This is a genomic window from Paenarthrobacter sp. NPDC092416 (genome assembly GCF_044755025.1).
GTDB lineage: Bacteria > Actinomycetota > Actinomycetes > Actinomycetales > Micrococcaceae > Arthrobacter.
In genome coordinates, this window is sequence record NZ_JBIVQG010000002.1 from 722,765 (window position 1) to 741,093 (window position 18,329).

At 63.9% G+C, this 18,329-nt stretch carries 20 protein-coding genes; 18 read left to right on the plus strand and 2 right to left on the minus strand.

The window, feature by feature from the left end:
- Positions 1–23: 23 nt before the first annotated feature.
- From ACIQC5_RS07400 to ACIQC5_RS07440, 9 genes are all read left to right on the plus strand, one after another.
- The gene (locus ACIQC5_RS07400; protein WP_400280003.1) at positions 24–761 is read left to right on the plus strand and encodes a response regulator transcription factor; all 738 of its coding nucleotides are present in this window, start codon (positions 24–26) and stop codon (positions 759–761) included.
- A complete protein-coding gene (locus ACIQC5_RS07405) occupies positions 748–1,941 on the plus strand; it encodes a sensor histidine kinase (protein WP_400280005.1) in 1,194 nt (397 codons plus the stop codon). Before ACIQC5_RS07400 ends, ACIQC5_RS07405 begins: the two co-directional genes overlap by 14 nt.
- Positions 1,938–3,494, plus strand: a complete 1,557-nt coding sequence (locus ACIQC5_RS07410; protein WP_400280007.1) for a molybdopterin-dependent oxidoreductase — start codon at positions 1,938–1,940, stop codon at positions 3,492–3,494. Before ACIQC5_RS07405 ends, ACIQC5_RS07410 begins: the two co-directional genes overlap by 4 nt.
- 109 nt (positions 3,495–3,603) lie before the next feature.
- Positions 3,604–4,791 (plus strand): gephyrin-like molybdotransferase Glp, encoded by a 1,188-nt coding sequence (gene glp / locus ACIQC5_RS07415; protein ID WP_400280172.1) that lies wholly within the window; start codon positions 3,604–3,606, stop codon positions 4,789–4,791.
- Entirely contained in the window at positions 4,779–5,339 is a 561-nt protein-coding gene (gene moaC, locus ACIQC5_RS07420) for a cyclic pyranopterin monophosphate synthase MoaC (RefSeq protein WP_400280009.1), read from the plus strand. Before glp ends, moaC begins: the two co-directional genes overlap by 13 nt.
- The gene (locus ACIQC5_RS07425) at positions 5,336–5,839 is read left to right on the plus strand and encodes a MogA/MoaB family molybdenum cofactor biosynthesis protein (RefSeq protein ID WP_400280011.1); all 504 of its coding nucleotides are present in this window, start codon (positions 5,336–5,338) and stop codon (positions 5,837–5,839) included. The genes moaC and ACIQC5_RS07425 overlap by 4 nt, the downstream gene beginning before the upstream one ends.
- Entirely contained in the window at positions 5,829–6,284 is a 456-nt protein-coding gene (locus tag ACIQC5_RS07430) for a molybdenum cofactor biosynthesis protein MoaE (protein WP_400280013.1), read from the plus strand. The genes ACIQC5_RS07425 and ACIQC5_RS07430 overlap by 11 nt, the downstream gene beginning before the upstream one ends.
- Before the next feature lie 78 nt (positions 6,285–6,362).
- Positions 6,363–7,121: a 4-hydroxy-tetrahydrodipicolinate reductase gene (dapB, locus tag ACIQC5_RS07435; RefSeq protein ID WP_400280015.1), complete on the plus strand. Its 759-nt coding sequence runs from the start codon at positions 6,363–6,365 to the stop codon at positions 7,119–7,121.
- 4 nt (positions 7,122–7,125) lie between these two features.
- Positions 7,126–7,614, plus strand: coding sequence for a hypothetical protein (locus ACIQC5_RS07440; RefSeq protein ID WP_400280017.1), 489 nt, complete (start codon positions 7,126–7,128; stop codon positions 7,612–7,614).
- Here the strand turns inward: ACIQC5_RS07440 and ACIQC5_RS07445 are convergent.
- Positions 7,590–8,825 (minus strand): heparan-alpha-glucosaminide N-acetyltransferase domain-containing protein, encoded by a 1,236-nt coding sequence (locus tag ACIQC5_RS07445; protein WP_400280019.1) that lies wholly within the window; start codon positions 8,823–8,825, stop codon positions 7,590–7,592. The genes ACIQC5_RS07440 and ACIQC5_RS07445 overlap by 25 nt on opposite strands.
- Positions 8,826–8,936: 111 nt before the next feature.
- On the opposite strand from ACIQC5_RS07445, the gene ACIQC5_RS07450 reads away from it, so the two are divergent.
- The 8 genes from ACIQC5_RS07450 to ACIQC5_RS07485 all read left to right on the plus strand — a co-directional run bounded on the left by ACIQC5_RS07450 (position 8,937) and on the right by ACIQC5_RS07485 (position 17,416).
- Complete coding sequence (locus ACIQC5_RS07450) at positions 8,937–9,272, plus strand: hypothetical protein (RefSeq protein WP_400280021.1); 336 nt, start codon at positions 8,937–8,939, stop codon at positions 9,270–9,272.
- A gap of 9 nt (positions 9,273–9,281) precedes the next feature.
- Entirely contained in the window at positions 9,282–10,085 is an 804-nt protein-coding gene (locus ACIQC5_RS07455) for a nitrilase-related carbon-nitrogen hydrolase (protein ID WP_400280023.1), read from the plus strand.
- A gap of 58 nt (positions 10,086–10,143) precedes the next feature.
- The gene (gene dapA, locus ACIQC5_RS07460; protein ID WP_400280025.1) at positions 10,144–11,055 is read left to right on the plus strand and encodes a 4-hydroxy-tetrahydrodipicolinate synthase; all 912 of its coding nucleotides are present in this window, start codon (positions 10,144–10,146) and stop codon (positions 11,053–11,055) included.
- Between the two features lie 27 nt (positions 11,056–11,082).
- Positions 11,083–12,774: a ribonuclease J gene (locus ACIQC5_RS07465; protein ID WP_400280027.1), complete on the plus strand. Its 1,692-nt coding sequence runs from the start codon at positions 11,083–11,085 to the stop codon at positions 12,772–12,774.
- Between the two features lie 75 nt (positions 12,775–12,849).
- Positions 12,850–15,708 (plus strand): DNA translocase FtsK, encoded by a 2,859-nt coding sequence (locus ACIQC5_RS07470; RefSeq protein ID WP_400280029.1) that lies wholly within the window; start codon positions 12,850–12,852, stop codon positions 15,706–15,708.
- A gap of 24 nt (positions 15,709–15,732) precedes the next feature.
- On the plus strand, positions 15,733–16,335 hold the full coding sequence (pgsA, locus tag ACIQC5_RS07475; protein ID WP_400280031.1) for a CDP-diacylglycerol--glycerol-3-phosphate 3-phosphatidyltransferase: 603 nt from the start codon (positions 15,733–15,735) through the stop codon (positions 16,333–16,335).
- A complete protein-coding gene (locus ACIQC5_RS07480) occupies positions 16,332–16,844 on the plus strand; it encodes a nicotinamide-nucleotide amidohydrolase family protein (RefSeq protein WP_400280033.1) in 513 nt (170 codons plus the stop codon). Before pgsA ends, ACIQC5_RS07480 begins: the two co-directional genes overlap by 4 nt.
- A 137-nt stretch (positions 16,845–16,981) precedes the next feature.
- On the plus strand, positions 16,982–17,416 hold the full coding sequence (locus tag ACIQC5_RS07485; protein WP_400280035.1) for a helix-turn-helix domain-containing protein: 435 nt from the start codon (positions 16,982–16,984) through the stop codon (positions 17,414–17,416).
- 72 nt (positions 17,417–17,488) lie between these two features.
- Here ACIQC5_RS07485 and ACIQC5_RS07490 read toward each other — a convergent pair whose 3' ends face one another.
- Complete coding sequence (locus ACIQC5_RS07490) at positions 17,489–18,037, minus strand: MarR family winged helix-turn-helix transcriptional regulator (RefSeq protein ID WP_400280037.1); 549 nt, start codon at positions 18,035–18,037, stop codon at positions 17,489–17,491.
- 69 nt (positions 18,038–18,106) lie between these two features.
- Here ACIQC5_RS07490 and ACIQC5_RS07495 point away from each other — a divergent pair, with 69 nt between their 5' ends.
- Complete coding sequence (locus ACIQC5_RS07495) at positions 18,107–18,304, plus strand: DUF3046 domain-containing protein (RefSeq protein WP_400280174.1); 198 nt, start codon at positions 18,107–18,109, stop codon at positions 18,302–18,304.
- The last annotated feature ends 25 nt before the right edge of the window (positions 18,305–18,329 follow it).

Here is an 18,329-nt window from a genome sequence, read left to right on the forward strand (position 1 = left end):
CCGCACGTACCTATGCTGAAAGCGTGAACACACCATCGGCGTCTCCTGCGGCGGAACCGGGCAATCGGCGGATCTTGCTCGTCGAAGACGAACAGACCATCGCCGACGTCGTACGTGACTACCTTGTGCGTGCCGGGTTCCAGGTCGATCTGGCCGGGGACGGCTTCACCGCGTTGAACCTCGCGGCGGCGCGTCATCCCGACCTCGTGATCCTGGACCGCATGCTGCCCGGGCTCGACGGCGTGGAAGTCTGCCGGCGGCTGCGCCTGACCATGAGCGTCCCGGTCATCATGGTCACCGCATTGGGGACGGAAGACGACCGGATCCTGGGATTGGAAATGGGTGCCGACGACTACGTCACCAAGCCCTTCTCTCCCCGGGAACTCGTCCTGCGCGTTAAGTCGGTGTTGCGCAGGAGCATCAAGGAATTCACACCCGAGCCCACTGTTGAAGTGGCAGACTTCGTCCTGGACCCCGCCTCGCGCACGGCCACCCATCGTGGGATTCCGCTGACGCTGACAGTGCGGGAATTCGATCTCCTTGGCTTCCTGCTGAGGCGGCCAAACCAGGTCTTCAGCCGCGAGGAGTTGATCAAAGCCGTATGGGGATGGGACTTCGGTGACCTCTCCACGGTGACGGTCCACGTGCGGCGCCTCCGCGAGAAGATCGAGGACAACCCCACCAAGCCCGACTTCCTGAAAACCGTCTGGGGCGTTGGCTACCGTTTCGACGCGAAGGGGGATGGGCATGCAGGGCAGTGAGCTGGTGACTATCCTCGCCTGGGTCTTGCTGTGGGCCGTGGTGATCGGGGCATTGACGCTGCTGGGACTGAGGGTGCTTCGGCGCGCCTCGGTCCTTGCCCAGATTTGCCTCGTGGTGGTGGCAACGGTGGCTGTCCTGGTAGCGGGCATGGTCAGTGCCTTCAACGCCATGTTCATCTCAGCCAGGGACCTTGAGGTCATGTGGTACATCCTGGCGGTGGCGTCGGCGGTCGCGGTCGCCCTTTCCCTGATGCTTGGCGCTGGCGTCTCACGGAATGCCGCCCGCTTGGTGGATGCCGCGCGGCGACTCGGCAGAGGAGAGACGCTGGACCACCGGATTGAATCCGGAAACCGTGCCGCTCCGGCCATGACGTCCGAGCTTGCGGAACTCGCCCACGAGCTTGAGGCAAGCAGCCGCAGCCTCGCGGAGTCCCGGGAGCGTGAGGCTGCCATCGAAACGGCCAGGAGGGAGCTCGTGTCCTGGATTTCCCATGACCTCCGCACTCCGCTGGCCAGCATTCGCGCCATGACAGAGGCTTTGGAAGACGGCATGGTGGCCGACGTGCCCGCCTACTACCGGAAAATCATCGGACAGACGGAGCAAATGACCGCCATGGTCAACGACCTCCTGGAACTGTCCAAAATCCAGGCCGGAACCCTGCAGATGCGGGCGGAGCCCCTGGACTTGTATGATCTCGTCAGCGATGCCCTGTCCGACCTTGCGCCGTTGGCTGCGCAGCGCGGCATCATGCTCGACGGCGGTGGGGACCGTGAGTGCATGGCGGTCGCAGACGGACCAAGCCTCGCCAGGGCAGTCCGGAACGTGTTGCTCAACGCGATCACGTACAGCCAGTCCGATACGCGTGTCCACGTCAGCGTCGGACGTGAGGACGCGAATGCTGTGGTCGCCGTGCAGGACCAATGCGGTGGCATAGCCGAGGACGATCTGCCGCACCTCTTTGAAACCGGCTGGCAGAAGGATCCTGCGAGGGGAGGCGCTGACGCCTTCAACGGCCGCTACAGCGGCGCCGGGATTGGACTGAGCATGGTCGCAGGCATCGTGAAGGCCCACGGAGGTGCGGTCACCGTAGAGAACGTCGACGGCGGATGCCGCTTCGCGTTGTCCCTTCCGGCCGGCTCGGGTACTCCAGTTGAAGATCGCCAAGGAGGCAGAGCTTGAGAAAGCCATGGCTTTGGGCAGCGTGTGCCGGGGTAGCGGCCGGAGCTACGGGAATCGTGGCAGGCGAGCTCACCGCCGGACTCCTCAGCCCCCTGGTCTCTCCTGTGACGGCACTGGGTGGTGCGGTGATTGATGCTGTTCCGCCATGGATGAAAGACCTCGCCGTGCAGCTCTTCGGCACCGCGGACAAAGTTGTGCTGGTGGGCACCATCATCCTGGTGGCTGCTGTCCTCGCGGCGATCGCCGGCTTACTGGAACGCCGCCGTACGGGACTTGGCCTGGCGCTCGCCGGACTGGCAGGCGTCGCGGGCCTGACCGCCGTCGTGACCCGCGCCCAATCAACGCCGCAAGCGGCCTTCGCGCCGATCGTGGCGACCGTGGTCACCATGCTGCTGCTGCGCACCTTGGTCCGCCGGCTGGCGACGTGGATGCCCGCGGACAGGAAACCGATGCCAGCCGGCGATACGTCAACAGAGCCCGCTCCGTTGGCCAGGCGCGGCTTCCTCAATGCCTTGGGTGGGACAGCGCTGGCCGCAGCAGTGGCCGGGGCATTGACGGCGGTCCTCACCAGGGCAACCTCGGTTGCCTCCGGGTTCCGAGGGTCACTGACCCTCCCGGCTGCCACCACGCCGCCGCAGTCCATTCCCGGCGGAGCGGCCTTGGCACTTGAAGGGATCAGCCCCCTTGTGACCCCTAACCCGGACTTCTACAGGATCGACACCGCGTTGACCGTTCCCGCCATCGACCCGCCGCAGTGGAAGCTCAAGGTTACGGGCCTGGTGGAACGTGAGATCGAGATTGACTTTGCCACGCTGCTCGCCAAACCCATGACCGAACGGCACATCACCATCGCTTGCGTCTCGAATGAGGTGGGCGGTGACCTGATCGGCAATGCACTGTGGCTTGGGTGGCCGGTCAGGGAACTGTTGGCCATGGCCGGACCGAAACCGGAAGCGGACATGGTGCTGTCCACGAGCAACGACGGCTGGACCGCCAGTACGCCACTCGAAGCACTCACCGACGATCGCGATGCATTGTTGGCAGTCGGCATGAATGGCGAACCTTTGCCCTTGGAGCATGGCTTCCCGGTCCGGATGATCGTGCCCGGACTCTACGGCTTCGTGTCGGCTACCAAGTGGCTGACCGAACTCAAAGTCACCCGCTTCGCCGACGACATCGCGTATTGGACCCCGCGGGGATGGAGCGACCACGGTCCCATCAAGACCCAATCCCGCATAGACGTGCCCCGCAGCGGACGATCAGCCAAGGCAGGCACGGTCCAGTTCGGCGGCGTGGCGTGGGCCCAACATCGCGGCATCGAAAGGGTGGAGTTGCGCGTCAACCGCGGCGCGTGGCAACAAGCAACCCTGGCGCCGGGGATCTCCACCGACACCTGGTACCAGTGGCAACTGGGGTTGGACCTCACACCAGGACAGTATGAGGTGCAGGTACGGGCAACAGATTCCGCAGGTGTTCCGCAGACAGAAAACAGGGCTCCCGTAGCCCCGGACGGCGCCACAGGCTTCCACACCATCAACGTCCGGGTCGATTGAGGCCCTACTCTGGGTAGGGCCGGGTGCATTGCCCCGCCAACAACGAAGTACGTCGGAACACAGGAGGAAGTCCGTGCCCAGATCTGTTTCAGACCATCGCGAGGCCGTCATGGAACTCCTGGCCGGGCCCAGTGCCGCGCGGGGCACTGAGCGGCTGCCGCTGCTGGACGCGCTGGGGAGGGCGCTCGCCGTCGACGTCCACGCACCGCTTTCCCTTCCACCCTTCGCGAATTCGCAGATGGACGGCTTTGCCGTCAATTCCGCTGAGATCCCCGACGACGGTGCGGAGCTCTGGGTCGCTGACCCCGTCCCGGCAGGTACGGCGCCGGATGCTTTGAAGCCCGGTTTTGCGATCCCGATCATGACCGGTGCCATGATTCCCGTTGGCGCCGACGCTGTGATTCCCATCGAACGCGCCGTCCCGGACTCCTTCCCCAAGCCCAACACCGACGCCGTCGTGCGCCTCCCGCACACCACAGCCGGCAGCTACGTTCGCCCTGCAGGGAGCGACATCGCGGAAGGCGCACTTGCCCTGCACGCGGGAACCTGCCTGGGGCCGGCGCAAGTGGGTCTCATGGCGGCCCTGGGACTTACCGCCGTCGAGGTCCGCAAACCGCTTCGCGTGCTCTTGGTGACCACCGGGGACGAAGTAGTGGAGCCCGGCCGGGAATTGACCGACGGGAAGATCTACGATTCCAACGGCACCCTCTTGGAGGCGGCCATGCGGCAGGCCGGCCTTGAGGTCATGCGCAGCGGAATTTCCGACGACGATCCTGATGCTCTGCTGGCCCTCCTGCGCCGCCACGCAGGAAGCGGCGATCAATCCGGATCTGTGGACCTGATCGTCACTACCGGGGGAGTGAGCAAGGGAGCCTACGAGGTTGTCCGTCAGGCGATGGCCGGGCATCACGTGGAGTTTGTGCCGGTCGCCATGCAACCGGGTGGTCCGCAGGGGATCGGGCGCTTCATGGGTGTTCCGTTCCTGGGTTTCCCGGGCAATCCGGTCAGTTGCCTCGTCTCCTTCGAAATGTTCCTCCGCCCGGCGTTGTCCGCCGTTCATGGGACGCCGGCCCCGCGCCCGGTTCATCGGGCACCCCTGGCGGAAGCGGTGACCTCACCATCCGGGAAGCATCAGGTCCGCCGAGGGACGTTGCTGCCGGACGGATCAGTCAGGATGGAAGGCGGAGCCGGCTCGCACCTCGTTCACGCCCTGGCCCGTGCCAACGCACTTGTCCAGCTTCCCGTCGACGTCACGGAACTCGCCGCTGGCGCCGAGGTGGAAGTATGGATGCTGTGAAAGAAACTGACAAAGACTCCGGCGGACTGACCCACCTCCGGAAGGATGGCACAGCGCAGATGGTGGACGTCTCCTCGAAGGCCGTGACCACCCGCGAAGCCACCGCTGCCGCCACAGTGCTCAGCACCCCAGAGGTTTTGGCCCTGCTCGGCGCCGGCGAGCTGCCCAAGGGCGACGCGCTCGCCGTGGCACGCGTTGCCGGCATCATGGCGGCGAAGAAAACTCCGGAGCTCATTCCGTTGTGCCACCCGTTGCCGATCTCCAAGGTCACGGTGGATTTTTCGCTCGGCACGGAGTCCGTGGGAATCCTGGCGACCGTTAAGACACGCGGCGTCACCGGCGTCGAAATGGAAGCCCTGACGGCCGCCTCGGTTGCCGCGCTCAGCGTGTACGACATGATCAAAGCTGTGGACAAGCATGCAGTGATCACAGACATCCATGTCCTCGCCAAGTCCGGCGGCAAGAGCGGCGACTGGTCGCTGGATCGCAGTTCCGCGCCGCAAACTTCCGCGCCGCGAACTTCAGCACCCGAAGTGGCTGACGCATGAGCGGCTGCGAACCGAACAGCCACGGCCCGCGGAAGGCGGGGGTCGTCATCGCCTCCACCCGGGCGGCGGCCGGAATCTACCCTGACGAAACCGGTCCGGTCATTCTGGACTGGCTCGCCGAACACGGTTTCGATACCTTCCCGGCCATGGTGGTACCGGATGGCGAACCCGTGGGCGCTGCATTGCGTGCGCTCCTGACCCAGCAACCCGCCGTCGTGATCACCAGCGGCGGTACGGGCCTGAGCCCGGACGACCGCACGCCGGAAATGACGCTCCCGCTGCTGGACCGCGAGATTCCAGGCATCATGGAGGGGATTCGACGGGCTGGTGCGGCCAAGACGCCGTTGGCCATGCTGAGCCGCGGGCACGCGGGCGCGGCCGGCACGACGTTCATTATTAACTTGCCCGGGTCTCCCAAGGGGGTCATGGACGGACTCGCTGTCCTGGACCCCGTGATCGGGCACTTGTGCGAGCAATTGGAAGGAAGCCATGGCCATTGATACTGACTTCGAGGTTGTCAGCGCTGTTCTCAGCGCAGACCCCATCTCCGTGGACCAAGCGATTGCCGCCGTCGAGTCCGATACCGCAGGCGCAGTGGTCAGTTTCAGTGGTGTGGTGCGGAACCACGACGGCGGGAAACCGGTGGACCGCTTGAGCTACAGCGCCCATCCCACAGCGCACCAGGTCATGTCCGACGTCGTAGCCCACTTGGTGGCCGAGCATTCCGGGGAGGCGGCACAGCCTGTCCGCATTTGGGCTGCGCACCGGATCGGCATGCTGGAGATCGGCGATCCCGCACTGGTGTGCGCCGTCTCGGCTGCGCACAGGGGCCAGGCCTTCGCCGTGTGCTCCGAACTGGTGGACCGCATCAAAGCCCAGGTGCCCATTTGGAAGGAACAGTTCTTCAGCGATGGCACCGTGGAGTGGGTGGGGGCCGGAGAGTAAACCGAAGGCCTCCCTTCCGGGAGTAACGCAGGTCTCGTGGTTCCTGTCGCAGGGCGGCCCGGCGGTAGGGTTAACGGCATGACCGAACAACTTGCTGTTGCAGTGCTGGGCGCCCACGGGCGCATGGGAATTGAAGCCGTGAAGGCTGTTGAAGCAGCCGCCGACATGAAGCTCGTAGCCGCCCTCGGCCGCGGCGATTCCCTGGAGACACTGCTCGACGCCGGTGCGCAGTACGTTGTTGACCTGACCGTTCCGGACACCACCGAGACCAACGTTCGATTCGCCGTCGAGCACGGCATCCACGCCGTCGTGGGGACCACCGGGTGGGACGCCCAGCGACTGGAGTCGTTGCGTGCCCTGTTGGCACAAAAGCCGGAAACCGGTGTGCTCATTGCCCCGAACTTTGCGCTCGGTTCTGTTCTCGCCTCAGCGTTTGCCGCGAAGGCCTCCCAGTACTTCGAGTCCGTGGAAATTATCGAACTCCACCACCCCAACAAAGTGGATGCGCCCTCCGGCACCGCCGTTCGCACGGCCCAGCTGATCGCCGAGGCCCGGCAGGAAGCCGGCGTCCCGGCCAGCCCGGATGCCACCGAAACCTCGCTGGACGGTGCGCGTGGCTGCGACGTTGAAGGCGTACGCGTCCACAGCGTCCGCCTCCGTGGGCTGGTGGCCCATCAGGAAGTGCTCTTCGGCGGCCCCGGCGAGCAATTGACGCTGCGGCACGACTCGTTCGATCGCGCGTCCTTCATGCCAGGCGTCCTGCTCGGCCTTCGCAAAGTCGCTGCCCACCCGGGCCTCACCGTGGGGCTCGACGGCTACCTTGATCTGGGGCTCTAGCACCATGGGAAATTTCTGGTCTCTCCTGAAGAAAAACCGCACCAAGATCTGGGTCGGTGCCATCACACTGTTGCTGGTCCTGTACCTGGTGACGTCCCTCCAGCGTTCCATCCTCCTCCTTGGCGACCCCAACCTCGTGGCCAAGGGCATCGGAGCCGCTTACCTGGTGTTGCCGGTGGTCGGCGCGTGGGCACTGATCCGCGAACTCGTGTTTGGTGCACGAACGGAGCAGATGGCCAAGGTTCTCGAAGCCGAAGGCGGCCTTCCTGAGGACACACTGCCGCGGACTCCGGGAGGCCGGATTGTCCGTGCTGCTGCTGACGCGGAATTTGAGAAGTATCGGGCCGAAGCAGAAGCGGCTCCGGATGACTGGCGTTCCTGGTTCCGTTTGAGCTGCGCCTACGACGCATCGGGCGACCGCAAACGCGCCCGCGCCTCAATGCGTGACGCCGTGAAGCTGTTTCGTTCTCAGCCCACTGCCGCCGGCCGGTAACTGCCCAGGCGCGACGCTTGGTGCGCCACCCACTCCAGTGGTCCGCGCCGCCGCAGCAGGGCGAAGCAAACACCGATTCCCACGGCTGTGAGGGCTTGTGCCCAGTACATTCCTTCGTCTGTCCACCCCGCCGGCAAAGGCTGGTCGTAGAACCCGGATACAACCCAAACGTGGGTTGAATACAGGGTCAAAGTCATCGCTCCCGGACCACTGAGGAGTATCAGGAAGTTCACCTTCACGCGCTCTGCAAGACTGCCAAGCAGCAGGAACAAACCCACGACGGCGGCGGCAACTCCCGCTGTATGCAAGAGGTCCAGCGTTGTCCCCGCATGGGGTGAGGCGGTTGCCAGCCACCACCAGGAGCCCGTTTGCTCCAATCCCGTGAGGTTCACCTGAAGCATGCTGTCCAGCGGGAAGCCGCGGGTTTCCGGAAGCGCTTCGAGGGCGGCAGCGCCTCCCCACACCTCCATGGCCAAGGTTCCGAGGATTTTTGCCACGCCTGCAACAGCAGTCCCGCAGGTGAGCAACAGGACCTGCACGGACGCCGTCGTCAGGGCCAAGCGGCCTATGGCCAAGCCGATGAGCAGATACGTGAGCCACTGAAACACGGGGTAATAGCCGGTGAAGAAGAGGTCGGCGAGCAGGCGACCTGGCGTTTCAAAATCTTCCGTGCCCGGATTGTGGCCCAACCTCAAGGGCGGCGAGGTATCAAGCAGCCACGGCCTCACAAGATATGCCAGCACAGGCGAGAGCAGGATCCAGCCCAGCGCCCAGAAACAGAGGGCCTTCAAACGCAGTCCCAGGAAGGGCAACACGCAAAGGAACAGCACGGCATAGTGCACCAGGATGACGGCAATGTTGACCTCCAGTCCACCAAGTGACAGTCCGACGACGGCGATCACCAAGGCGCGCATGGCAACTCCGCTTCGTGCTGTCCACAGATCCATGCCGCGACGCGGTTCCTGTTTTCCCGTGGAGAGTGCCAGGCCGACTCCGGCGAGTACGGCAAACAGCGCAGCCGATCTCCCGGAGAACGTCAATCCCACCCACGTCGGATCCCACTGTGGGGAGGGGCCGAACGTGGGCATGAGGTGTGTGGCCATCATGCCGAGGAGTGCAGCGCCGCGGGCGGCATCGATTCCGGTGAGCCGGGTCGGGACTCTGCGGTTTCCGGGTGCTTTCCGGGGCGGCGCCATGTCTCGCGAAGTCATCCTGCGATCGTCTCACAGGCGACTGGATGACCGCCGCGAATTTGACGGTTGGTGATGGTCGTCGGTGGAACCGCCCTTGTCTTCGAATATATGTTCGAATACCATGGCTCCATGAACGATGCTCCAAAGCCGCCTGCGGGGTTGACCGGCCCCATGAAGGCGATGAGTCCTGGTGTGGTCGACTTCCTGTTCCGCCAGCTTGTGGCAGGCGAACCGCCTGAGGATGTGCAGTGGCGCCACGAGGGGACCGCCTTGGCTGAGCAAGCTCCCGGTGCGGAGCTTGCTCGTCGGCTCTCTGAAACGGACGTGGAAGCGTTGACGCCCCTTGAGTTGTTCGAATATGTTCGGGCATCACAGCGGCTCGTCGCCTGGGCCGAGCACCTCAAAGAGAAGGCTGTTGCCCACTACTGCTCGGAGGAGCGGGCCCGCACGCATCGGCCCGCATAGGATGGCCGGGTGACTGCCGCCCCAACCCTGTCCGTCGCCGTTGTCCAATACGAAGCCGTCAGGCCGATCGATGCGAGTGATGTTGTTGCCGCCAATGTCGCCGCCCACGTCGAACTCATAGAGCAAGCGCAGGCGCTGGAAGCGCGTTTGGTGCTGTTCCCCGAGCTCTCGCTGACAGGCTATGAACTCGGTGAGCTTGCACATGCTGCCGGTGCGGGTGTCGCGTCGTCACCCTGGCTGGCGGAGGACGACGCCAGGCTCGGGCCACTGCAGGAGGCTTGTGTTCGCGCGAGCATCACGGCAATTGTGGGAGCGGCGTGGCGCGAACCGGATGGCACCCCGCGCCTCGCCTCGCTTGTTGTTGGACCGGACGGCTCTGTCCTGCCGGCATTCAAATCTCATTTGCACGGATCCGAACAGGAGCTCTTCTCCGCGGGGGATGGGCCAGTAGTGCTGGGCATCGACGGCTGGCGGATTGCGCCCGCTGTCTGCGCTGATGCCGCCCACCCATCGCACGCTGCGGCTGCGGCCGGGGCCGGGGCGGACGTTTATGCGGTGTCAGCTCTCTATGTCAGTGGGGAAGAAACAAGGCTGGGGCTGCATTTGGGCGCGCGTTCCATGGATCACCGAATGTTTGGTCTCCTGGCAAACCTTGGCGGGTCTACGTCGCTGGGCGAGTCCTGCGGCCGCAGCGGAACGTGGGGGCCGGACGGACTGTCCGGCGCATCCGCGGCGGGACGTGGCACCGAAATCATCACGGCAACGCTGGACCGACGCAGCCTGGAGGTTTACCGGGTGGGCCGCAGCAAATGACGACCATCACGCGGAACCCATTCCCGTAACAAGCCCGTGACAAGGTAACGTTTTTCTTATGTCTGACACTCGCGCCCACATTCCTGCTCTTGGTACCCTGCTGACCGCCATGGTCACCCCGTTCACCGAGGATGGCAAGGTCGATTACGACCAAGCAGCAGCGCTGGCAGAGAAGCTGGTCCAGGATGGTTGCGATGGCCTCGTGGTCACCGGCACCACGGGTGAGACCTCCACCCTCACGGACGAGGAAAATGTTGGCATGTTCCGGGCAGTCAAGGAAGCCGTCGGTGGCAAGGCTGCCATCATCGCCGGAACGGGTACCAACGACACCGCGCACTCGGTGCACCTTTCGCAGCGTGCGGCGGAGGTCGGCGTCGACGGTCTGCTGATCGTCACCCCCTACTACAACAAGCCCAGCCAGGCGGGTGTCCGGGCACACTTCGAGACGATCGCCTCGGCAACGGACCTGCCCGTCATGCTTTACGACATTCCCGGCCGTTCTTCCATCGAGATTGCGCCCCAGACCATGATCCAGCTGGCCAAGCACCAGAACATCGTGGCGGTTAAGGACGCAAAGGCCGATTTCGCTGCAGCCACGCGGGTCATGGCCGAGACCGACCTCGTCTTCTACTCCGGTGACGACGGACTGACACTGCAGTGGATGGCTCTCGGAGCCGCAGGCTTGGTGGGCGTGACCACCCACGTGGCAACCCGCCGTTTCCGTGAGCTGATCGATGCCATCAACGCCGGTGACCTTGCCACGGCGCGGACCATCAATTTTGAACTGGAACCCGTGGTGCGTGGCACCATGACGCGCGTCCAAGGCGCAGTAGCCGCCAAGCAGATTCTCAAGTGGCAGGGAGTCCTGCCCAACTCGGTTGTCCGTTTGCCCCTCGTGGAGCCGGACGCGGCCGAGATCGAAATCATCCGCGGGGATTTGGCAGAGGCCGGAATGGACTTCAAGGTCTAGGACGGTTCCGCCGGAAAGTAGCAAAATATGACCCAAACCGCCCTTCCCGGACTGGTTACTCCGCCTAAACTGCCGAAAGGCACGCTGCGGATTGTTCCGCTCGGTGGACTGGGGGAGATTGGCCGCAACATGGCGGTCTTCGAAATCGATGGCAAGTTGCTCATTGTTGACTGCGGTGTACTTTTTCCGGAGGAAACGCAGCCTGGCGTCGACTTGATCCTGCCTGACTTCTCATACATCGAGGACCGGCTCCAGGACGTCGTGGGTGTCGTACTGACCCACGGCCACGAAGACCACATTGGTGCTGTCCCCTACCTGCTGCGCCTTAAGGCTGATATTCCCCTGGTTGGATCCCAGCTGACGCTTGCTCTGGTGGAAGCAAAGCTGCAGGAACACCGGATCAAGCCCTACACCTTGACGGTGACCGAGGGCCAGGTGGAGCAGTTCGGGCCTTTCGAATGCGAATTCGTCGCGGTCAACCACTCCATCCCTGACGCCCTGGCCGTGTTTATCCGCACCGAGGGTGGCACGGTCCTGCACACGGGCGACTTCAAAATGGACCAGTTGCCCCTGGACGGCCGCATCACCGACCTCCGGCACTTCGCGCGCCTGGGCGAAGAGGGCGTTGACCTTTTCATGGCTGACTCCACCAACGCGGACGTTCCCGGCTTCACCACGGCCGAAAAGGAAATCGGGCCGACTCTTGACCGTCTCTTTGGGCAGGCCAAGAAGCGCATCATCGTGGCATCGTTCTCCTCGCACGTGCACCGCGTGCAGCAGGTCCTGGACGCGGCAGCGAAGCACGGACGCAACGTGGCCTTCGTCGGCCGTTCAATGGTTCGCAACATGGCCATCGCGGCAAAGCTGGGATACCTCGATGTTCCGCCCGGCATCCTGGTTGACATCAAGAACATCGACAACCTGCCGGACAATCGTGTGGTCCTCATGTCCACCGGCTCACAGGGCGAACCAATGGCGGCGTTGTCGCGCATGGCCAATGGCGACCACCGTGTGGTGGTCGGCACCGGCGATACCGTGATCCTGGCCTCGAGCCTTATCCCGGGCAACGAGAATGCCGTGTTCCGCATCATCAACGGCTTGCTGAAGCTTGGTGCAGATGTCATCCACAAGGGAACCGCCAAGGTCCATGTTTCCGGTCACGCCGCCGCCGGTGAGTTGCTCTACTGCTACAACATCCTTGAGCCGCTGAACGCGATGCCCGTGCACGGTGAAACCCGGCACCTGATCGCCAATGGCAACATCGCCTTGGAATCGGGGGTGCCGTCCGAGGGCATCATCCTCAGCGACAATGGCACCGTCATTGACCTGAAAGACCACAAGGCGAACATCGTTGGCCAGGTGGAGGTCGGATTCGTCTACGTTGATGGGTCCAGTGTGGGTGAAATTACCGACGCCGACCTGAAGGACCGCCGCATCCTGGGGGATGAAGGCTTCATTTCCATCATCACGGTCATCAATCGAACCACCGGCAAGATCGTTTCCGGACCAGAGATCCATGCGCGTGGTGTGGCAGAGGACGACTCCGTCTTCGATGAGATCATTCCCAAGATCAATGCAGCACTCGAAGAGGCAGTGCTCAACCACGCAGACCACACGAACCACCAGTTGCAGCAGGTGGTCCGCAGGATCATCGGAACGTGGGTCAACCGTAAGCTTCGCCGACGTCCCATGATCATCCCTGTGGTCCTGGAAGCGTAAGCGGCCAGCAACATGAACGCCCAAGGGGGCCTGAAATCCGCGGATTTCAGGCCCCCTTGGGGTACCGTGGCGAGTATGGCCTCCCGTACTACCTCCACGCCAAGAGGCAGCTCCAGCACTAAGACCGGCAGCACAAGCCGGGGCGCAGCCGCATCCAAATCCAGCTCCGCCGCAGCCAAGAACAGTCGCAGCCGCACTGCCCGCACCAAGCAGGCCGCCGCCGAGCCCCATGCCCCGCTTCCAGTGCGCATGCTTGCCGGTGCCTGGCAGGGGATAGGCCACGTGGTCGGCGCCGGGGTCCGGCGCATTGGATACGACGTCAGCGATCTCGACCCCGCCGATCGCCGGGATGGCGCGGCCTTGTTCAACCTGGTGCTGGGCATTGCGATTGCCACCTTCGCGTGGTGGGGCTTGACGGGCTGGCTGCCTGACGTCGTTTACAGCGTGGTCAACGGCACGTTTGGCTGGATGGCACTGCTGCTGCCGCTCATGCTCTTCGTGTGTTCCTTCCGCCTCTTCCGCCAGCCGGAGGACGGCCGCGGGAATAACCGGGTGGGCATCGGGTTCATGATCATGACGTTCGCGGGCTCTGGGCTGGCGCACATCATTGGTGGCCAGCCGACGGTTGCTGACGGCTTTGACGGCCTGCGCCGGGCGGGCGGAATGCTCGGCTTCCTGGCGGCGTCACCCTTGGCAGCGATTCACGTCGCTGTGCCCACCATTGTTTACGGCCTCCTGGCATTCGTGTCCATCCTGATCGTGACGGCTACGCCCTTTGGCGCGATTCCGTCAAGGATCCGGGGTGCGTATGAGCACCTCATGGGCGTTGACCTCATGGACGCCGACGCCGGCAAGGACGCGCACGATCGCAGCTACCTTTACGAGAACCAGGCCGAGCCCCAGCCGCGAAAGAAGAAGCGCATGCGCTTCTTTGGCAAGGACGAAGAGCCCGACGCCGGCCTGGAGGGCTACGTCGGTGATGAAGCTTTCGAGCATGCCATTGTCGACGACGACGAAACTCCCCGCGCGTCCGAGCCCCGCGTTCCGCCGGGCGTGCGTCGCCCCACGCAGGCAGAGATCGCCGTCGAGAAGATCAAGGCTGCCCAGGGGCTGGGCACAGCAGTTGCCGCAGACAACCCCACCGAAGCCATTCCGATGGTCACACCCGAGGTGGCTGCCTCCACCGTGGCCCAAGTCCCGGCGCGACCATCGGCACCGCCCATTCCGCCCACGCCGATTCCGCAGCGGACCGAACAGTTGTCCCTCGCCGGAGACGTGACGTACACGCTGCCGGCCTCGGACTACTTGACGCCCGGCTCCATCCCGAAGGAGCGCACGGAAGCAAACGACGCCGTCGTCGCCGCTCTGACGGACACCCTGACGCAGTTCAACGTCGACGCCGCAGTGACCGGTTTCAGCCGCGGCCCGACGGTCACGCGCTACGAAATCGAGTTGTCGCCCGGCACCAAGGTTGAGCGTGTCACCGCCCTGTCCAAGAACATTTCCTATGCGGTGGCCTCGAGCGACGTCCGTATCCTGAGTCCAATTCCCGGCAAGTCCGCCATTGGTATCGAGATCCCCAACACGGACCGCGAAACGGTGTCCCTGGGCGATGTCCTGCGGAGCCAGAACGCCCGGCGCACGGACCACCCCATGGTCATGGGCGTCGGCAAGGACGTTGAGGGCGGCTACGTGGTGGCCAACCTCGCCAAGATGCCGCACTTGTTGGTGGCCGGTGCAACCGGTGCCGGTAAGTCCAGCTTTGTGAACTCCATGATCACCTCGATCCTCATGCGCGCCACGCCGGACGAGGTCCGCATGGTCATGGTGGACCCGAAGCGCGTGGAGCTGACGGCCTACGAAGGCGTGCCGCACCTCATTACGCCCATCATCACCAACCCCAAGAAGGCTGCAGAGGCCCTGCAGTGGGTGGTCCGTGAAATGGATGCGCGCTACGACGACCTCGCCAACTACGGCTACAAGCACATTGACGACTTCAACAAAGCCGTGCGCGCCGGCAAGGTCACCCCGCCCGTTGACTCCAAGCGCATCATCAGGCCCTACCCCTACCTGTTGGTGATCGTGGATGAGCTTGCCGACCTCATGATGGTGGCCCCGCGCGATGTCGAAGATTCAATCGTCCGTATCACGCAGCTGGCCCGTGCTGCCGGTATCCACCTGGTCCTGGCAACGCAGCGTCCATCGGTGGACGTGGTGACCGGACTGATCAAGGCCAACGTGCCCTCGCGCATGGCGTTTGCCACCTCCTCCGTGACCGACTCCCGCGTGGTGTTGGACCAGCCCGGTGCCGAGAAGCTCATCGGCCAAGGCGACGCCCTGTTCCTGCCAATGGGTGCTTCCAAGGCCATGCGTGTCCAGGGTGCCTGGGTCACCGAATCCGAGATCCACCGCGTTGTGGAACACGTCAAGGGGCAGCTCCAGGCTGTGTACCGCGACGACGTTGCCGCGGAGGCGCCCAAGAAGCAGATCGACGACGACATCGGGGACGACCTCGAGGTCCTGCTGCAGGCCACCGAACTCGTGGTCACCACGCAGTTCGGTTCGACGTCTATGCTCCAGCGCAAGCTCCGCGTCGGCTTCGCGAAGGCAGGCCGGCTCATGGACCTCCTCGAATCGCGTGGCGTAGTGGGGCCATCGGAAGGCTCCAAAGCCCGCGATGTCCTGGTGAAACCTGATGACCTGGCCACTGTCCTGGCCGCGATGAAGGGCCAGGAAGGCCCTGCATCGCCAGACGCCCACACGGCCGCCTTGAGTGACAACGCCAACTCGAACATCGCCGTCGGCGGTTATGCCGAAGACCTCGTGGCAGCGGACCTGGACAACAGGACCCAGGCTGTCGAGTATTACGACGGCGCGGACGGAACCGATGACGACGAAGACGGCGAGGACGCCTGGTCGCTCACGGGACGGTAGCTTCAAAGACGGTAGCCTAGAGGGGTGACTACAGCCGAGGGTGATAACGCCACTTCCAGCAGCTCCGACGTCTGGAACCTGCCCAACATCCTCACGATGCTCCGCATCGTCCTGGTTCCCTTTTTCGTGTGGTTCCTGCTGGCCGACAACTACCAGCACGGCATCTGGCGTTGGGCTGCAGTGGTGGCTTTCGCCGTTGCGATTTACACCGACAAGCTCGACGGCGACATCGCCAGGGCGCGTGGCCTCATCACCAACTTCGGCAAGATTGCCGATCCGATCGCCGACAAGCTGCTGATCGGATCGGCACTCGTCTTGCTCTCGGTACTGGGGGAGCTGCCGTGGTGGGTCACCATCCTCATTCTTGTCCGCGAGTGGGGTATCACGGCGCTGCGGTTCTTCGTCATCCGTTACGGCGTCATGCCGGCTTCCCGGGGCGGAAAGCTCAAGACTGTGGTCCAGACCGTCGCCATTTTCCTTTACATCCTGCCGCTGGCCTCAATAGCGCCGTGGCTGGTCATCGTAGCGTTCGGGGTCATGATGCTTGCCCTGGCCATTACGCTGTGGACAGGCGTCGAATACGTCGTCCAAGCACTCAGGCTCAGGGCCGCGGGGCGCCGCGCGTGAACGGTTCAGCGGAGCGTGCCGGTGCAGCGGAAAGCTCGACGGCGGCAGTTGCCCTTGCGATCTCGAAGAAGCTGACAGTGGCCACCGCCGAGTCGTTGACGGCAGGCATGGTCGCTGCCACCCTCGCCAACACTCCGGGCGCTTCCGGCATGCTTCAGGGCGGTGTGGTTGCGTACCAGAACTCCGTGAAGGCCAACGTCCTGGGCGTATCCAGCGAGCTTTTGGCCACAGCCGGTTCCGTTGATGCGGGTGTGGCTGCCGCCATGGCTGAAGGTGCGCGCGTGGCCTGCGGCGCCGACGTCGGAATCTCCACCACCGGCGTCGCTGGTCCGGACCCCCACGACGGCAAAGAGGTGGGCACGGTGTTCATCGGAGTCGCGACAGAGTCAGGCAGCCTGGCCTTTGAGTATGCCTTTTCGGGAGACCGTTCGGCCATCCGGGAACAAGCCTGTACGGCCGCCTTGGCGCGGCTGCTTGCCGCCTTGGGTGACGTTGGTTACCGTTCGTAAAGTAGTCGGGAACAAAAACTGATTGCCAATAGTTGTGTCATTGTGTCGCTTCGGAATGGCCGGGGCGCCTAGGATGTAGAAACCAAACCGGTCCGCCTGCCAGCGAACCGGGATAACGAGGGAGCAAGGCGATACAGATGGTAAAGCAGCCCGTATCCGTAAACGGCGTTGTCCGCTGGAAGGATGTGGGCTTGGCTGATCAGGCACAGAGCGAACAGAAGGAGCGCAAAATGGTCGTACTACGCCACGAAATCGGTGATGTACTGCGCGATGTCCGCCAGCGTCAGGGCCGTACCCTTCGCGAGGTCTCGCACAGCGCCCGCGTCTCACTTGGATACCTAAGTGAAGTTGAACGCGGCCAGAAGGAGGCTTCTTCCGAGCTCCTGTCTTCGATCTGCACAGCCTTGGACGTTCCGTTGTCCAGCATGCTCCGTGAAGTCAGCGACCGCGTCGCTGTTGCCGAAGGAGTGGCCGTTCCGGACACTGTTCCGCAGGAATTCTCGCAGCGCTACGGTCGCGATCTTGATTTGAGCGACGACTTCCCCCAGGGGATGCTCTCCGGGGCACGGTAACCGTCCCACCAGAACAACAACGAAGGTCCCCAGCCACTGGCTGGGGACCTTCGTGCGTTGGGGGAAACTGACTCAGTTGTTGGAGGTGGTTTCCGTGGCCGGCGATTCGTCGTCCTTCAAGGTGATGTCCTTCAGGAGGCCGTCGCCGTAGACCGCGTTGAGGCGGCCCATGTAGTCGGCCAATGTTTGGACGTCTTCCAAGGGCCACTCGCCCAGACGCTCGCGGAACACCTGCCGGCGGGCATCCTGGACTTGATGCATCTTTTCTTCGCCCTTGGCCGTCAGCCGGATGGACTGGGCCCTGCCGTCTTGGGGGTCCGCTTCCTTGTAGACCAGCCCGATGCTTTCCAGGAAGGCGATCTGGCGGCTGACGGATGGCTTGCCGACGCCGATGCACGACGCAAGGTCCGTGAGGCGGATTGGCCCCTCGCGGCGGATGACTGTGAGCAGCCCGTAGGCGGCAGGCTCCATGTCCGGGTGGACCTGCCGGGACAACTGATGCGAAATGGACCGGGCGCGGCGCCAAAGGAGACTCAGTTGGTGTTCCACTTGCTGCAGGGCGTCGTCCACGGAGTCGCCGGGCACGGCAGGATCGGGCGTGCCCTGGTGGGGATTGCTCATGGCAACCATTCTAGAGTCCAGCGGACATGAGAGACTCTATCCGTGCGGACAAGTGACTTCTGGCGATTGATGGACGATGAATTCGGGGCAGGCTATTCCCGTGTCCTGGCTGGTTCGCTGGTGCTTGCCGGCGTCGGAGGGCGAACGGCGGCGGAGGCCTTGGCTGCCCGCTACGAACCTCGGGAAGTCTGGCTTGCCATCTGCGAAGTCCAGGACGTGCCTCCTGAACGCCGGCTTGGGCGGGACATCAAGCCGCCTGCCAATTAGGCGAACTGCGGGGCCCGCAGCGACT

Excerpts from the sequence above, each read along its gene's own strand:
- ACIQC5_RS07405 (WP_400280005.1), top strand. The coding sequence starts at position 748 with ATGCAGGGCAGTGAGCTGGTGACTATCCTCGCCTGGGTCTTGCTGTGG.
- glp (WP_400280172.1), top strand. The coding sequence starts at position 3,604 with ATGGAACTCCTGGCCGGGCCCAGTGCCGCGCGGGGCACTGAGCGGCTG.
- moaC (WP_400280009.1), top strand. The coding sequence starts at position 4,779 with ATGGATGCTGTGAAAGAAACTGACAAAGACTCCGGCGGACTGACCCAC.
- ACIQC5_RS07425 (WP_400280011.1), top strand. The coding sequence starts at position 5,336 with ATGAGCGGCTGCGAACCGAACAGCCACGGCCCGCGGAAGGCGGGGGTC.
- ACIQC5_RS07430 (WP_400280013.1), top strand. The coding sequence starts at position 5,829 with ATGGCCATTGATACTGACTTCGAGGTTGTCAGCGCTGTTCTCAGCGCA.
- dapB (WP_400280015.1), top strand. The coding sequence starts at position 6,363 with ATGACCGAACAACTTGCTGTTGCAGTGCTGGGCGCCCACGGGCGCATG.
- ACIQC5_RS07440 (WP_400280017.1), top strand. The coding sequence starts at position 7,126 with ATGGGAAATTTCTGGTCTCTCCTGAAGAAAAACCGCACCAAGATCTGG.
- ACIQC5_RS07445 (WP_400280019.1), bottom strand. The coding sequence starts at position 8,825 with ATGACTTCGCGAGACATGGCGCCGCCCCGGAAAGCACCCGGAAACCGC.
- ACIQC5_RS07450 (WP_400280021.1), top strand. The coding sequence starts at position 8,937 with ATGAACGATGCTCCAAAGCCGCCTGCGGGGTTGACCGGCCCCATGAAG.
- dapA (WP_400280025.1), top strand. The coding sequence starts at position 10,144 with ATGTCTGACACTCGCGCCCACATTCCTGCTCTTGGTACCCTGCTGACC.
- ACIQC5_RS07465 (WP_400280027.1), top strand. The coding sequence starts at position 11,083 with ATGACCCAAACCGCCCTTCCCGGACTGGTTACTCCGCCTAAACTGCCG.
- ACIQC5_RS07470 (WP_400280029.1), top strand. The coding sequence starts at position 12,850 with ATGGCCTCCCGTACTACCTCCACGCCAAGAGGCAGCTCCAGCACTAAG.
- ACIQC5_RS07485 (WP_400280035.1), top strand. The coding sequence starts at position 16,982 with ATGGTAAAGCAGCCCGTATCCGTAAACGGCGTTGTCCGCTGGAAGGAT.
- ACIQC5_RS07490 (WP_400280037.1), bottom strand. The coding sequence starts at position 18,037 with ATGAGCAATCCCCACCAGGGCACGCCCGATCCTGCCGTGCCCGGCGAC.
- ACIQC5_RS07495 (WP_400280174.1), top strand. The coding sequence starts at position 18,107 with ATGGACGATGAATTCGGGGCAGGCTATTCCCGTGTCCTGGCTGGTTCG.